Below are 15,837 nucleotides of genomic sequence, written 5' to 3'. Positions count from 1 at the left end.
CGATAACCTGGCAAAGACGTTTCTGAAAAGTCTCAGCATGGTCCCCATGCAACCGGGTCTATGATTTCGCTGTTTTCGTCAAAGCAGCCATAGCAAACCACAATGAAAAAAATCCTGTATCCACTCTTGGCCATTGCACTCATCTCCATCGTGGCCTGGCGCGTCTGGTCACCGGTCGATGATTTGGCCTGTGCAGGCCAAACCGTAGCCAACGGCCCGCTGACCCGTTTCGTTACCGACTACTTCAAGCAAGGTAATGAAAGAGCCTGGCAAGAAGACACCAACGTCTTCGATATCCTCGCCGACCCCACGGCCAGCAGCATCACCCAGCAGCCGCAAGCGTATTACTGCGAAGCGCTCGGTCTGCTTGAAAGTCCGACACGCACACAGTCGGAGAAGGTCTATACCTCGATCCTGATGCTGAAGCTGCCCATCAACCATTACCTGAACCTCATGGATCACAGCCACAGGTTTTATAAAGAGGGGCGGATCGATGACACAGTGCTGGGGTTTGTCCTTAAACCCAGAGGAACCGCACTCAACTATTGGTGGCTTGCGCAATGGCGCTCCCGCTTCAACCGAGATGCGCCGTCTGTGTTCCCTCCACCCGATATTGCAGAAATACTGTCCGGAAAGTACTGGCTCCACTATCCGGGCGCAGGTTTCTGAACATCGAAAACAGGCATAAAAAAGGGCGACCCGAGGGTCGCCCTTTTTACTGCGTCAAAGCCTTAGGCCGCACTGAACAGCTTGTGCGGGTCGATGACGAATTTCTTCGGCACGCCGGCATCGAACTCGCCGTAGCCACGCGGTGCGTCGTCCAGGCTGATGACCTGCACGCCGACCACTTCGGCGATGTTGATGCGGTCCCACATGATGGCTTGCATCAGTTGGCGGTTGTACTTCATCACCGGGGTCTGGCCGGTGTGGAAGCTGTGGGACTTGGCCCAGCCGAGGCCGAAGCGGATGCTCAGGCTGCCCATCTTGGCCGCGGCATCCACCGCGCCCGGGTCTTCGGTGACGTAGAGGCCCGGAATACCGATCTTGCCGGCGACCCGCACCACGCCCATCAACGAGTTGAGCACCGTGGCCGGCGCTTCGTGCTGGGCACCGGAATGGCCATGGCCGCGGGCCTCGAAGCCCACCGCGTCGACCGCGCAATCCACTTCCGGCTCGCCGAGCAACGCGGCGATCTGTTCGTGCAGCGGGGTGTCCTTGGACAGGTCGGCGATTTCAAAACCCTGGGCCTTGGCGTGGGCCAGGCGTACCGGGTTGACGTCGCCAACGATCACCACCGCCGCGCCCAGCAGACGGGCGGACGCAGCCGCGGCCAGGCCCACCGGGCCGGCACCGGCGATGTAGACGGTGCTGCCCGGGCCAACGCCGGCCGTCACCGCGCCGTGATAGCCGGTCGGCAGGATGTCGGACAGGCAAGTCAGGTCGCGGATCTTCTCCATGGCCTTGTCGCGGTCCGGCAGTTTCAGCAGGTTGAAGTCGGCGTACGGCACCAGCACGTATTCGGCCTGGCCGCCGGTCCAGTCGCCCATGTCGACGTAGCCGTAGGCACCGCCGGCGCGAGCCGGGTTGACGGTCAGGCAGACCCCGGTGTGTTGCTCCTTGCAGGAACGGCAGCGCCCGCAAGCCACGTTGAACGGCACCGAAACCAGGTCGCCGAGCTTCAGGTTCTCGACGTCGCTGCCCTTCTCCACCACCTCGCCGGTGATTTCGTGACCCAGGACCAGGCCGACCTGGGCAGTGGTACGGCCGCGCACCATGTGCTGGTCCGAACCGCAGATATTGGTGGATACCACGCGCAGGATGACGCCGTGCTCAATCTTCCTGCCGCGCGGGTCCTGCATTTTTGGATAGTCGATTTTCTGTACTTCGACCTTGCCATTGCCGAGATACACGACACCACGATTACCAGACATGCTTTCACCTCGCTGTTGTTTTTATGAAACCGCGTTGCCGGAAAAAGGCAGCGCGTAGAGTGCTCGGGTACAGATGCTGTTTCGTTCTTCAAAATCGCTTCGCTGTAGCCGCTGCCGCAGGCTGCGATAAGTCCGGGCCACGTTGGTCGAAGGGCCCTCAAGGGCGGCGCCCCCTACGGGGTCGATCGCAGCCTGCGGCAGCGGCTACAGGTCATAGAACCACTGTTCGATTGGCGTTGAGGAACACCCGCCGTTCGATGTGATAACCCACGGCCCGCGCCAGGGTCAGGCCTTCGATATCGCGCCCCTTGGCAATCAGGTCCTCGGGGTAATGACTGTGGTCCACCACTTCCACGCCCTGGGCGATGATCGGGCCCTCGTCCAGGTCGTTGTTGATGTAGTGCGCGGTGGCGCCCACCAGTTTCACGCCCTTGTTGTAGGCCTGGTGATAAGGCTTGGCGCCCTTGAAACCGGGCAGCAGGGAGTGGTGGATGTTGATCGCCTTGCCATCGAGCTTGCGGCACAGCTCCGGCGACAGCACTTGCATGTAGCGCGCAAGGATCACCAGTTCGGCGCCGGAGTCCTCGATCACCTGCCACACCTGGCGCTCCTGGGACGGCTTGTCGTTGGGGTCCAGGGGGAAGTGGTAGTACGGAATCTGGTGCCAGTCGGCCAGGGGCTTGAGGTCCGGATGGTTGGACACCACCGCCACCACGTCCATCGCCAGTTGGCCGATGCGCTGGCGGTAGAGCAGGTCGTTGAGGCAGTGATCGGCCTTGGAGACCATGATCACCACTTTCGGCCGATGCTGCGGCGGGGTCAGTTCGACGTTCATGTCGAAAGCCCGGGCGCGCTCGGCCAGACCGTCGCGCAGGCCCTGCTCGTTGAAATTCTCGGGCTGGCGGAATTCCACGCGAATGAAAAAACGCGCCGAAAGCCGGTCATCGAAGGAGTGGTGCTCGGTGACATAGCAGCCCTGCTCGAACAGAAAGCGGGTCACCGCATCCACCGTGCCGAGCACGCTGGGGCAGTCGGCGGTGAGAATCCAGGTATCGGGTGCGCGGCTCATGCGGGGTGACTCCTGTTCGTAAGTACACTTCTGTAGCCGCTGCCGCAGGCTGCGATCGACCCCGAAGGGGGCGTGCCCTGCAGAGCCTCGGAAGGCCCTGCGGGCCTTCATCGCAGCCTGCGGCAGCGGCTACAGGGATTCGCGTCAGGCCTGGACGCTGAGGCCGTATTCGGCGGCGGCATCCTGCAGCCACAACCACCAGTAATCAGAGAAGCTGCGGCGGATCACCAGTTCCCAGGTGTCTTCGCCCATGCGGCGGATCACCAGTTGCGACTTGGCGAACACAGTGCCAACGGCCTTGCCCACCGGGAAGTTGTTCGGGTGCACGTCGTAGCTGGTGGACTTCATCAGCACTTGGCGCACGTTCGGGCCGGACAGCTCGAGGATCTGCTGGCCGCCACTGACGTTGACGATCTGGATATGCAGGTCGCCCAGCGCTTCACGCAGTTTTTTCTCGGCGGCGAATTCTTCGCCGCTCGGCACCACCAGCAACCACTCGTCCGGCCCCATCCACTGCAGGCTGGTTTCGCCCTTGGCGACCACGGTCAGGGCCACTGGCAGCTCCAGGCCCAGGGCCTTGTGCACGCCGGCAGCGAAGGCCGGGTCATGAGCATCGCCACGGATGGTCAGGTGGCCGAGGAGTTTCTTCTCGCGCAGGGTCACGCCTGCGTTCTTGCGGCCCTTGCCCACCAGGCTGGCGAGGTCGGCATGGTGCAGCGACGACTCGGCTTTGGCGCCAGTGGTCGGGCGCTGTTGGTAAACGTTGACTGCGGTCATAGAGCACCTGTCTTGAATTCTGTTGTGCGAAAACCACCGATCCCGTAGCCGCTGCCGAAGGCTGCGACAGGCCGGGGTCGCGCCCGACTCGAAGAACCTTCCTGCGCCCTCGAAAGCGGCGCCTGCTTCGCAGTCGTACGCAGCCTGCGGCAGCGGCTACATGGATCTTTGTTAAACGTTCTGGCGATCGCCTTTCGGATCGAAGAACACCGAAGAAACGATTTCCGCCTCGATCACCGTGCCGTCGGCCAATGGCGCGAACACCCGCTCACCCATCCGCTTCAGGCCGCCCTTGACCACACCCATGGCAAACGAATAACCCAGGGAGTTATGGGCGTAGCTGGAGGTCACGTGACCGACCATGCTCATCGGGATCGCCTGCTTGGTGTTGAACACCAACTGCGCGCCTTCCGGCAGCCACTGGTTCGGGTCGATCGGTTTCAGGCCCACCAGCTGCTTGCGCTGGTCGCGCACGCAGTCTTCGCGGTTCATGCCACGCCAGCCGATCCACGAGAACGGTTTGGTGCGACCGACGCACCAGCCCATGTTCAGGTCGTCCGGGGTCATCGAGCCATCGGTGTCCTGGCCGACGATGATGAAGCCCTTCTCGGCCCGCAGGACGTGCATGGTTTCAGTGCCGTACGGGGTCAGGTTGTACTTCTTGCCGGCCTCGACGATCTGCTCCAGTACGCCCATGGCATAGTCGGCCTGGACGTTGACTTCGTACGACAGCTCGCCGGTGAAGGAAATGCGGAACACCCGCGCCGGCACGCCGCCCACCAGGCCTTCTTTCCAGGTCATGAACGGGAAGCCGTCCTTGTCCAGGTCGATGTCGGTGACTTCGCTGAGCAGCTTGCGGCTGTTCGGCCCGGACAGGGTCATGGTCGCCCAGTGGTCGGTGACCGAAGTGAAGTACACCTTGAGGTCCGGCCATTCGGTCTGCTGATAGATCTCCAGCCATTGCAGGACACGCGCGGCGCCGCCCGTGGTGGTGGTCATGATGAAGTGGTTTTCGCCGACGCAGGCGGTCACGCCGTCGTCGAAGACCATACCGTCTTCCTTGCACATCAGGCCGTAGCGCGCCTTGCCCACGTCGAGCTTGGTCCAGGCGTTGGTGTAGATGCGGTTGAGGAACTCACGGGCGTCCGGGCCCTGGATATCGATCTTGCCCAGGGTCGAGGCGTCGAGCAGGCCGACGCTGTCGCGCACCGCCTTGCACTCGCGCTTGACCGCGGCGTGCAGGTCTTCGCCATTCTTCGGGAAGTACCAGGGGCGCTTCCACTGGCCGACGTCCTCGAATTCGGCGCCGTTCTTCACGTGCCACGCATGCAGCGCGGTGAAGCGCACCGGCTCGAAGATGTGCCCGCAGTGACGACCGGCCACGGCGCCGAAAGTCACCGGCGTGTAGTTCGGACGGAACATGGTGGTGCCCATCTGCGGGATGCTCACGTTCAGCGAACGGGCCGCGATGGCCAGGCCGTTGACGTTGCCGAGCTTGCCCTGGTCGGTACCGAAGCCCAGCGCGGTGTAGCGCTTGACGTGCTCGACCGACTCGAAGCCCTCGCGGGTCGCCAGTTCGATGGCGGCGGCGGTGACGTCGTTCTGCAGGTCGACGAATTGCTTGGGTGCCCGCGCGGTGCCTTTTTCATGGGGCACCTGGAACAGCGCCAGGGTCGGCTCTTCCACACGGCTCAGGGCTTTGGGCAATACCGCTTCCACGGCCTTGAAACCCGCTTCGCTGGCGGCGCGCACGCCCCCTTCGAAACCGTCGGCCAGGGAATCGCCGAGACCGTAGACGCCGTTGATGCCGCCGACGCACACGCGTTTCTGCGGCGCTTCGCCCGGTACGAAACCGAGGATGTCTTCACGCCAGATCGGCTTGCCGCCCAGGTGCGACGCCAGGTGCACCACCGGGCTGTAGCCGCCGGAGCTGGCAATCAGGTCGCAGTCCAGCCACTCGCCTGGGCTGGTGACCTTGTGGGCCTTGACGTCGATCGCCGCGACGCGGGCGCCGGTCACATGCTTGCTGCCACGGGCTTCGATCACCGCACTGGAGGTGAGGATGCGAATGCCCTTGGCGCGGGCTTCTTCCACCAGCGCGCCACGTGGGTTGTGACGGGCATCGGCGATGGCCACCACTTGCAGGCTGGCGTCGAGCCAGTCCAGGGCCACACGGTAGGCATGGTCGTTGTTGGTGCTCAGCACCAGTTTCTTGCCCGGCGCCACGCCGTAGCGACGCACGTAGACCGAAACCGCGCCGGCCAGCATGTTGCCCGGCACGTCGTTGTTGCCGTAGACCAGCGGACGCTCGCAGGCGCCGGTGGCCAGCACCACGCGCTTGGCGCGCACCCGGTGGATGCGCTGGCGCACCTGGCCGATGGGTGCGCGGTCGCCGAGGTGGTCGGTCAGGCGCTCGTGAATGGTCAGGAAGTTATGGTCGTGGTAGCCGTTCACGGTGGCCCGTGGCAGCAGGGTCACGTCCGGCAGCGACTTCAGCTCGGCGACCACGGTGGCGATCCACTCGGCCGCCGGCTTGCCGTCCAGGCTTTCGCGGCTGTCCAGCAGGCTGCCGCCGAATTCTTCCTGCTCGTCGGCGAGGATCACCCGCGCACCGCTGCGCGCAGCCGCCAGGGCCGCGGCCAGGCCGGCAGGACCGGCGCCGACGATCAGCACGTCGCAGTGCTGGTTCATGTAGTCGTAGGTGTCCGGATCGTTCTCGGTCGGCGAGCGACCCAGGCCCGCGGCCTTGCGGATGTACTTCTCGTAGGTCATCCAGAACGATTGCGGGTACATGAAGGTTTTGTAGTAGAAGCCCGGTGGCATCAGCTTGCCGCCGACCTTGCCGAGAATCCCCATCATGTCGTTGTTGACGCTCGGCCAGCCGTTGGTGCTGGTGGCGACCAGGCCCTGGTACAGCGCCTGTTGGGTGGCGCGCACGTTGGGGATCTGGGTGGCTTCGGTGGCGCCGATCTGCAGCACCGCGTTCGGCTCTTCGGCACCGGCGGCGAAAATGCCGCGCGGCCGGGAATACTTGAAGCTGCGACCGATGATGTCCACGCCGTTGGCCAGCAGGGCGGCGGCCAGGGTGTCGCCTTCAAAGCCTTTGTAGGTCTGGCCGTTGAAGGTGAAGCTGAGGACTTTGTTGCGGTCGATGCGTCCGCCGTTGGACAGGCGATTGGACTGGCTCATACCTTCTCTCCCAGAGCCTGCGTGGCCGCTTTCGGGCTATCGGTCTTGTCGGTGAATTGTGGCTTGGTACCGATCTTGTAGGTTTCGAGAATCTCGTAGGTCACGGTGTCGCGGGTGGCGTTGAAGTACTGACGGCAGCCGGCGGCATGGATCCACAGCTCGTGGTGCAGACCGCGAGGGTTATCGCGGAAGAACATGTAGTCGCCCCACTCCTCGTCGGTGCAGTTGTTCGGGTCCAGAGGACGCGGGATATGCGCCTGGCCGGACGAATGGAATTCCTCTTCGGAGCGCAGTTCGCCGCAGTGAGGACAGAAGATGTGCAACATAGGGATTTCTCCTGTTAGTGGGCGACAGCTGCAGCGCCGTGTTCGTCGATCAGCGCACCGTTGTGGAAACGGTCGATGGAGAAAGGTGCGGCCAGCGGGTGCATTTCACCCTTGGCCAGGCTCGCGGCGAATACGTTGCCCGAGCCAGGTGTTGCCTTGAAGCCGCCGGTACCCCAACCGCAGTTGAAGAACATGTTCGGCACCGGGGTCTTGGAGATGATCGGGCAGGCGTCCGGGGTGGTGTCGACGATGCCGCCCCATTGGCGGTTCATGCGCACCCGCGAAAGGATCGGGAACATCTCGACGATGGCCTGGATGGTGTGCTCGATCACCGGGTACGAACCGCGCTGGCCGTAGCCGACCCAGCCGTCGATACCGGCGCCGATCACCAGGTCGCCCTTGTCGGACTGGCTGATGTAACCGTGCACCGCGTTGGACATGATCACGCTGTCGATGATCGGCTTGATCGGCTCGGACACCAGTGCTTGCAGCGGGTGCGATTCGATCGGCAGGCGAAAGCCGGCGAGCTTGGCCATGTGCCCGGAGTTACCGGCGGTGACCACGCCGACGCGCTTGGCGCCGATGAAGCCCTTGTTGGTTTCCACGCCGATGCACACACCGTTTTCCTTGCGGAAGCCGATCACTTCGGTCTGCTGGATCAGGTCCACGCCCAGGGCGTCGGCGGCGCGGGCAAAGCCCCAGGCCACGGCGTCGTGACGGGCCACGCCGCCACGGCGCTGGACGGTGGCGCCCAGTACCGGGTAGCGGGTGTTCTTGGAGCAGTCCAGGTACGGAATCTCGTCCGCCACCTGCTTGGCGTTGAGCAGCTCGCCGTCCACGCCGTTGAGGCGGTTGGCGCTGACCCGACGCTCGGAATCACGGATGTCCTGCAGGGTGTGGCACAGGTTGTAGACGCCGCGCTGGGAGAACATCACGTTGTAGTTGAGGTCCTGGGACAGGCCTTCCCACAGTTTCATCGCGTGTTCGTACAGGTGCGCCGACTCGTCCCACAGGTAGTTGGAACGCACGATGGTGGTGTTGCGCGCGGTGTTACCGCCGCCCAGCCAACCTTTCTCGACCACGGCGACGTTGGTGATGCCGTGCTCCTTGGCCAGGTAGTAGGCGGTCGCCAGGCCATGCCCGCCACCGCCGACGATGACCACGTCGTAGACCTTTTTCGGGGTCGGCGTGCGCCACATGCGCTGCCAGTTTTCATGGTGGCTGAGGGAGTGCTTGAAGAGGCCGAAGCCCGAGTAGCGTTGCATAGTCATTTACTCCAAAACCGCACTCAGCGATAAACCGGGAAGTCCGCGCACAGGGCCGATACCTGACGAGCGACATTGGCCTCGACATCGGCATCGCCGAGGTGGTCGAGGATGTCGCAGATCCAGCCGGCCAGCTCCACGCACTGGGTAACCTTGAAGCCGCGGGTGGTCACCGCCGGGGTGCCGATACGCAGGCCGGAGGTCACGAACGGCGACTGTGGATCGTTCGGCACGGCGTTCTTGTTCACGGTGATATGGGCGCGCCCCAGGGCGGCGTCCGCATCCTTGCCGGTGAGACCCTGACGGATCAGGCTGACCAGGAACAGGTGGTTGTCGGTGCCGCCGGACACTACATCGTAGCCGCGTTTGATAAATACGCCGGCCATGGCCTGGGCGTTGTCGATCACTTGCTGCTGGTAGGCCTTGAAGCCAGGCTCCAGCGCTTCCTTGAAGCACACCGCCTTGCCGGCGATCACGTGCATCAGCGGGCCGCCCTGGGCGCCCGGGAAGACCGCGGCGTTGAGCTTCTTCTCGATTTCTTCGTTGGCCTTGGCCAGGATCAGGCCGCCACGCGGACCGCGCAGGGTCTTGTGGGTGGTGGTGGTGACCACGTCGGCGTAAGGCAGCGGGTTCGGGTACAGGCCAGCGGCGACCAGGCCGGCGACGTGGGCCATGTCGACGAACAGCAGCGCGCCGACCTTATCGGCGATCTGGCGGAAGCGCGGGAAGTCGAGGGTCTTGGAGTAGGCCGAGAAACCGGCGACGATCATCTTCGGCTTGCACTCGACGGCCAGGCGCTCGATTTCGTCGTAGTCGATCAGCCCGGTGTTGGTGTCGATGCCGTACTGCACGGCGTTGTACAGCTTGCCCGAGGACGACACCTTGGCGCCGTGGGTCAGGTGGCCGCCATGGGCCAGGCTCATGCCCAGGATGGTGTCGCCGGCTTGCAGCAGGGCCAGGTACACGGCGCTGTTGGCCGAGGAACCGGAGTGCGGCTGGACGTTGGCGTAGTCGGCGCCGAACAGTTGCTTGGCGCGTTCGATGGCCAGGGCCTCGACCTTGTCCACGTGCTCGCAGCCGCCGTAGTAGCGCTTGCCCGGATAACCTTCGGCGTACTTGTTGGTCAGGCCGCTGCCTTGCGCTTGCATCACGCGCTTGCTGGTGTAGTTCTCCGACGCGATCAGCTCGATGTGATCTTCCTGACGTTGCTCCTCGGCATTCATGGCCGCCAGCAGTGCATCGTCATAACCCTGGATTTGGTCTTGCTTGCTGAACATCGCGTCTCTCCCAGCGGCGGCGGTGCGCCTTTCGTCTCGGTGAGGCACGTACCCTGCGGTAGTGCCCTTTGGATGCGATGGTATGACCGGCGCTGACCGGCCAAATGCCTATGGACGCCACGCAAAGGTGCGTTTACGACATGGCCTGGCGCAGAGAGACAATTGCTTGCGGGCGCCACGCGCCGAAGGCTCTATATCGGTGGCTTGCCCACGACCGCCAGCCCCCGCCACCGACCAGTGGCGCCACAGCTTTCGGGTTGGCGTGTCGCCTCTGTAGCCGCTGCCGAGCCTGCGAGGCTGCACTCGAGGACGCAGTCCTCGCAAAACCTGAGCACGCGATATGCCTGGAAGAACAGGTTGCCTGGTTTTACGACCGCTCCGTGGCCGAGCGCAGCCTCGCCAACTCGGCAGCGGCTACAGGACGTTCGTAGCGACAACGGTTCGCCGTCAGGCCAGCAGGTTGCGCAGCATCAGCAGCAGGAGGAAATGCCCGGGGTACAGCAGATAGGCCCAGCGCCGCATCGGTGGCGGCGAAAAACCGCGCATCCGGCGCAGGATCGCCAGCCCCAGCCACGGCGCCAGCACGCAGGCGAGCAACGCCCAGGCCGCCACCTGATTACCCAGGCGCGCCGCCGGCAGCAGGCTTTGCCACTGGTTGGCCGCCAGGCCCAGCAGCCCCGGCAGCAGCGCCCAATACCAGCGGCGCTGCAGCACCAGCAACATCGCCAGCGGCAGCAAGACGCCGAACAGGCCGAACATCAGGTACCGGTCGAACAGCCCGCCGAGCAAGGCCGCGCCGATCCCCAGCCACAGCGCCAGCCCGCCGCGACGCTGCCAGGCGCGGGCCACCAACAGCCCCAGGGCCAGGGTCGGCAGCACATTCAGGGTGTCGGGGTCGGGAATGTACAGCCGGTACGGCACCTCGCTGAGCAGGCTGAACAACAGCAGCCAGCCCAGGTAACGCCATTGCCCCGCGCCCTCGCGATCCACCGCGCCGGCCCGCGCCACATTGGCCGCCAGCGCCAGGCAGAACCAGGGAAACGCCAGGCGCCCGGGCACATACAGCAGATCGAGGCTCCAGCCGACGTAGCGCAGGTGATCGAGCACCATGCAAAGCAGCGCCAGCCACTTGAGCAGGTCCAGGGCGCCATCGCGCCGGGCGGCCAGCGGGGTCAGTATCGGGTCTGGCATATATCCTCATGGCCTGTGCATTTTTCACCCATAAACAGAGCCTGTGCTCCCCCCTCAATCTTGGGTAAAGTGGCGCTCCACCGATCTCTGCGGGGCCTGTGCTGTCCTGCTGGCCCAGACCTCGTTGCGGACGCTTTACCCAAGGGCTCCTTACCCAGGAGCGCCTTATCCGGAGCCCTTTATCGAAGGACTCCCCTTTCGGACCCTTAGCACGGAAGACGGCCATGACCGACAAGAGCCAACAATTCGCCAGCGACAACTATTCCGGCATTTGCCCCGAGGCCTGGGCGGCCATGGACCAGGCCAACCGCGGCCACGAGCGCGCCTATGGCGACGACCAGTGGACCGCGCGCGCCGCCGATTATTTCCGCAAGCTGTTCGAGACCGACTGCGAGGTGTTCTTCGCCTTCAACGGCACCGCCGCCAACTCCCTGGCCCTGTCGTCGCTGTGCCAGAGTTACCACAGCGTCATCTGCTCGGAAACCGCCCACGTCGAAACCGACGAATGCGGTGCCCCGGAATTCTTCTCCAACGGCTCCAAGCTGCTGATCGCCGGCACCGAGAACGGCAAGCTGACCCCGGACTCGATCCGCGACATCGCCCTCAAGCGCCAGGACATCCACTACCCCAAGCCACGGGTGGTGACCCTGACCCAGGCCACCGAGGTCGGCAGTGTCTATACCCCGGAAGAAATCCGCGCCATCAGCGCCACCTGCAAAGAGCTGGGGCTGAACCTGCACATGGACGGCGCGCGGTTCTCCAACGCCTGCGCCTTCCTTGGCTGCTCGCCCGCCGACCTGACCTGGAAAGCCGGGGTCGACGTGCTGTGCTTCGGCGGCACGAAAAACGGCATGGCGGTGGGCGAGGCGATCCTGTTCTTCAACCACAAGCTGGCCGAAGACTTCGACTACCGCTGCAAGCAGGCCGGCCAGCTGGCCTCGAAGATGCGTTTTTTGTCCGCGCCCTGGGTCGGCCTGCTGGAAAACGACGCCTGGCTCAAATACGCCCGCCACGCCAACCATTGCGCGCAATTGCTGGCCGAGCTGGTGGCGGACATTCCGGGGGTGGAACTGATGTTCCCGGTGCAGGCCAACGGCGTGTTCCTGCAACTGTCGGAACCGGCCATCGCCGCGCTGACCGCCAAGGGCTGGCGCTTCTACACCTTCATCGGTAAAGGCGGCGCGCGCTTCATGTGCTCGTGGGACACCGAAGAAGCGCGGGTCCGCGAACTGGCCGCGGACATTCGCCAGGTCATGGCCGGCTGAATGCCCTCGCCGGCCTGCCGCCGCCTGTCGAGATCGGGAGCGGTGGGCCGGCGCTGCGTGACATCAGTTCACAAATTCCTGAACTGATTATTTCCCTCCACTGATTCAACATCACAGGCGTATATCCGAGACTCCGGGGTCAATTTATAAAAACAAGGCACAGCCCCATGACCAGCCTGCCCGCGGCAACGGAAAAAGCCCCGTCCCCCAGCCTCAAGATCGAAACCCGCTCCATCGACTACGTGCCGCGCCACGAGCGCCACGGCAAGGTCTGGCACCAGGGTCCGTTCTGGTTCACCGGCAACTTCGTCCTGACCACCATGGTCACCGGCTTCACCGGCGCCGCCCTCGGCCTGAGCCTGCACTACTCGATCCTGGCCATCGTCCTCGGCGTCTGCCTGGGCACCTTCTGCATGGCCTTCCATGCCAACCAGGGGCCACGCATGGGCCTGCCGCAGATGATCCAGTCGCGCGCGCAATTCGGCCTGCGCGGGGCCATCGTGCCCTTCACCGCGGTGGTCTTCGTCTACATCGGCTTCAACGTGTTCAACGTGATCCTCGCCACCGATGCCATCAACACCGTGGTGCCCGGCGCGCGGGCGCCCTGGTACAGCCTGATGATCATCCTTGCGGTGATCATCGCCGTGGTCGGGCATGACCTGCTGCACGCCGTGCAGCGCTGGCTGACCTACATCATGATCAGCGTGTTCACCGTGCTGACCATCAGCGCGCTGATGACCCTGCAGGCCGACGCCGCCGTGGCCGACGCGCACTTCTCCTGGTCGGCGTTCCTGATCCAGCTGTCGGCGGCCGCCGGCTACCAGATCAGCTACTCGGTGTATGTCTCGGACTATTCGCGCTACCTGCCGCACAAGACCTCGTCGCGCCAGGTGATTTTCTGGACCTACCTGGGCGCCGCGGGCTCGGCGCTGTGGCTGATGTCCCTGGGTGCCTTCCTCGCCTCCGCCCTGCCGTCCCCCGACGCCATCGGCAGCGTCCGCGAAGTCGGCAACCAGATGATCCCGGGCTTCGGCACCTTTACCGTGCTGATCGCCGTGCCCGCCCTGGTCGGCATCATGGCGGTCAACTGCTACGGCGCGATGCTCACCGGCATCAGCGCCATCGACGGCTTCCTGCAGATCCAGCCGAACCTCAAGAGCCGGGTGGTGGGCATCGCCCTGGTGGCGGTGGTGATTTTCCTGATCGCCATGAACATTCCCGACAGCTACCTGGCGAGCTTCAACACCTTCGTGCTGCTGATGCTGTATTTCCTGGTGCCCTGGACCGCGGTCAACCTGGCGGACTTCTACGTGGTGCGCAAAGGTCACTACGCCATCAACGACATCTTCAACCCGGCCGGCATTTATGGCCGCTGGGCCATGCCCGGGCTCATCGCCTATTTCCTCGGCCTGGTCGCAATGATTCCGTTCATGTCCCTGAGCTTCTACCAGGGCCCGGTGGCCCGGGCGCTGGAGGGCGCCGACATCGCCTTTGTCATCGGCCTGGCCGTGGCCGGCGTGGCCTACTGGGCGCTGACCCGGGGCCTGGACCTGGACGCCGAGCGCCTGGCGATCCAGGCCAGCGAACGCCAACTGGAAGGAGCCGGCCAATGACTGGATTGCCCACCCTGAAAGTCGCCTGCCAGCAGATCGCCCCACGGGTGGGCGAGCTCGACTACAACCGCGAGCTGGGCCAGCGGGCCATCCGCGAGGCCGCTGCCGAGGGCGCCCAGGTGGTGGTGCTGCCGGAGCTGGTGCAGAGCGGTTATGTGTTCACCGATCGGCAGGAAGCGCTGGCGCTGTCCGAGGCCCTCGACGGGCCGACGCTGACCCTGTGGAAGGCCCTGGCCGCAGAGCTGCAGGTGGTGATCGTCGGCGGTTTCTGCGAGCGCCTGAATGCCGGAGTGGCCAACAGCGCCGCGCTGGTCGAGCCCGAGGGGCGGGTGACGGTGTATCGCAAGGCCCATCTGTGGGACCGGGAAAAGCTTGTGTTCACTGTCGGCGACCAACCGCCGCCGGTGGTGGAGACCCGTTTTGGCGCGATCGCGATGCTGATCTGCTACGACCTGGAGTTCCCGGAATGGGTGCGCCTGCCCGCGCTGGCCGGCGGCGCCCTGCTCTGCGCCCCGGTCAACTGGCCGGACGGGCCGCGTCCGCCGGGCGAACGCCCGGCGGAAATGGTCCGGGTCCAGGCCAACGCCGCGGTCAACCGCATGTTCATCGCCGCCTGCGACCGCTGCGGCGACGAGCGTGGCGTGGCCTGGGTCGGCGGCTCGCTGATCGTCGACGCCGATGGATATCCCCTGGCCGGCAGCGCCCGTCAGCCCCAGCAGCAACTGCTGCTGGCGGAGCTGCCCCTGGCGGACGCCCGGCACAAGCACATCAGCGCCCATAACCACGTGCACCTGGACCGCCGCCCGGCGCTGTACTGAGCCCTCCCCGGCCGCGGGCAACACTCGCGGCCCTTCGCCTTTTCGCCCCTGATCCGCGCGCGCCGCCAGACATGAACTAGATTGTCTGGCGAGCCGCTGTACCCGCTCGGATAACGACAATAATCAGGAGCGCATCCATGTCCTTACAAGGCAAGACCCTGTTCATCACCGGCGCCAGTCGTGGCATCGGCCGTGAAATCGCCCTGCGGGCGGCGCGGGACGGGGCCAATATCGTGATCGCGGCGAAAAGCGCCGACCCCCATCCCAAGCTGCCCGGCACCATCTTCAGCGTGGCCCGCGAGGTCGAGGCGGCGGGCGGCAAGGCCCTGGCGTTGCAGGTGGACGTGCGTGACGAAGAGACGGTGCGCCAGGCCCTGGCCAAGGCCGCCGAGCAGTTCGGCGGCATCGATGCGCTGGTCAACAATGCCGGGGCGATCAAGCTGACCGGGGTGCAGCACATCGAGCTCAAGCGCTTCGACCTGATGCACCAGATCAACACCCGCGCCGTGCTGCTGTGCAGCCAGGCGGCCCTGCCCTACCTGAAAACCAGCGGTGGGCACATCCTCAACCTGTCGCCGCCGCTGAACCTGGCAAGCAAATGGTTCGCCCAGTACAGCCCCTACACCGTGACCAAGTACGGCATGAGCATGCTGACCCTGGGCATGAGCGAAGAATTCAAGAACTACGGCATCAGCGTCAACTCGCTGTGGCCGCAGACCATGATCGCCACGGCCGCCATCGAGTTCCAACTGGGTTCGCGCGAGTCGTTCAAGCATGCGCGCACGCCTGCAATCATGGCCGATGCGGCCCACGCGATCCTCTCCAGCAGCCAGCGCCGCATCACTGGGTGCTTGCTGATAGACGAGGAAATACTGCGCGAACAGGGGGTGAGCGACTTCGCCCATTACCGCTTCGATCCCGACAGCAGCGAAACGCTGATGACGGATCTGTTTATCGATTGAGCGAGTGGATCAATCTGTAGCCGCTGCCGAGGTACGAGGCTGCGATCGACTGCAAAGCAGTCGCAAACCCAGCCCCTCGATAGGTCAGAAGCACCGAGAGCTCCGGGTTCACGGTTGCTACGCAACCGATCGCAGCCTCGTGCCTCGGCAGCGG

The 15,837-nt window shown here is 64.5% G+C and carries 13 protein-coding genes; 5 read left to right on the top strand and 8 right to left on the bottom strand.

Annotated elements, in window-relative coordinates:
- The first annotated feature begins 102 nt into the window (after positions 1-102).
- Entirely contained in the window at positions 103-669 is a 567-nt protein-coding gene (locus BMY68_RS17480) for a hypothetical protein (RefSeq protein ID WP_085533078.1), read from the top strand.
- 62 nt (positions 670-731) lie between these two features.
- On the opposite strand, the gene fdhA is transcribed toward BMY68_RS17480, so the two are convergent.
- From fdhA to BMY68_RS17440, 8 genes are all read right to left on the bottom strand, one after another.
- Entirely contained in the window at positions 732-1,931 is a 1,200-nt protein-coding gene (fdhA, locus tag BMY68_RS17475; protein ID WP_009045939.1) for a formaldehyde dehydrogenase, glutathione-independent, read from the bottom strand.
- Between the two features lie 211 nt (positions 1,932-2,142).
- On the bottom strand, positions 2,143-3,000 hold the full coding sequence (gene purU, locus BMY68_RS17470) for a formyltetrahydrofolate deformylase (protein ID WP_007926386.1): 858 nt from the start codon (positions 2,998-3,000) through the stop codon (positions 2,143-2,145).
- Positions 3,001-3,144: 144 nt separating this feature from the next.
- Positions 3,145-3,777 (bottom strand): sarcosine oxidase subunit gamma, encoded by a 633-nt coding sequence (soxG, locus tag BMY68_RS17465; RefSeq protein WP_062824389.1) that lies wholly within the window; start codon positions 3,775-3,777, stop codon positions 3,145-3,147.
- A gap of 171 nt (positions 3,778-3,948) precedes the next feature.
- Positions 3,949-6,966, bottom strand: coding sequence for a sarcosine oxidase subunit alpha (locus tag BMY68_RS17460; RefSeq protein ID WP_009045941.1), 3,018 nt, complete (start codon positions 6,964-6,966; stop codon positions 3,949-3,951).
- The gene (locus tag BMY68_RS17455) at positions 6,963-7,292 is read right to left on the bottom strand and encodes a sarcosine oxidase subunit delta (protein WP_007926380.1); all 330 of its coding nucleotides are present in this window, start codon (positions 7,290-7,292) and stop codon (positions 6,963-6,965) included. The genes BMY68_RS17460 and BMY68_RS17455 overlap by 4 nt, the downstream gene beginning before the upstream one ends.
- A 14-nt stretch (positions 7,293-7,306) precedes the next feature.
- Positions 7,307-8,557, bottom strand: a complete 1,251-nt coding sequence (locus BMY68_RS17450; protein ID WP_007926378.1) for a sarcosine oxidase subunit beta family protein — start codon at positions 8,555-8,557, stop codon at positions 7,307-7,309.
- A gap of 23 nt (positions 8,558-8,580) precedes the next feature.
- Positions 8,581-9,834 carry a serine hydroxymethyltransferase gene (glyA, locus tag BMY68_RS17445; RefSeq protein ID WP_085533076.1) on the bottom strand — a complete coding sequence of 418 codons (1,254 nt, stop codon included), beginning with the start codon at positions 9,832-9,834 and terminating at the stop codon, positions 8,581-8,583.
- Positions 9,835-10,281: 447 nt separating this feature from the next.
- Positions 10,282-11,025, bottom strand: a complete 744-nt coding sequence (locus BMY68_RS17440) for a TraX family protein (RefSeq protein ID WP_085533074.1) — start codon at positions 11,023-11,025, stop codon at positions 10,282-10,284.
- Between the two features lie 224 nt (positions 11,026-11,249).
- On the opposite strand from BMY68_RS17440, the gene BMY68_RS17435 reads away from it, so the two are divergent.
- The 4 genes from BMY68_RS17435 (at position 11,250) to BMY68_RS17420 (ending at position 15,683) form a co-directional block, all read left to right on the top strand.
- Positions 11,250-12,290, top strand: coding sequence for a threonine aldolase family protein (locus BMY68_RS17435; RefSeq protein ID WP_007926372.1), 1,041 nt, complete (start codon positions 11,250-11,252; stop codon positions 12,288-12,290).
- Between the two features lie 167 nt (positions 12,291-12,457).
- Positions 12,458-13,903: a purine-cytosine permease family protein gene (locus tag BMY68_RS17430; protein ID WP_085533072.1), complete on the top strand. Its 1,446-nt coding sequence runs from the start codon at positions 12,458-12,460 to the stop codon at positions 13,901-13,903.
- Positions 13,900-14,721 (top strand): nitrilase family protein, encoded by an 822-nt coding sequence (locus tag BMY68_RS17425; RefSeq protein WP_085533071.1) that lies wholly within the window; start codon positions 13,900-13,902, stop codon positions 14,719-14,721. Before BMY68_RS17430 ends, BMY68_RS17425 begins: the two co-directional genes overlap by 4 nt.
- Before the next feature lie 137 nt (positions 14,722-14,858).
- Positions 14,859-15,683 (top strand): SDR family oxidoreductase, encoded by an 825-nt coding sequence (locus BMY68_RS17420; protein ID WP_085533069.1) that lies wholly within the window; start codon positions 14,859-14,861, stop codon positions 15,681-15,683.
- Positions 15,684-15,837: the final 154 nt, after the last annotated feature.

Origin of the sequence: Pseudomonas sp. NFACC41-3, from assembly GCF_900109505.1 — a bacterium.
GTDB lineage: Bacteria > Pseudomonadota > Gammaproteobacteria > Pseudomonadales > Pseudomonadaceae > Aquipseudomonas > Aquipseudomonas chlororaphis.
Note: the sequence above shows the minus strand (reverse complement) of the source record. Positions and strands in the feature narration are given on the sequence as shown.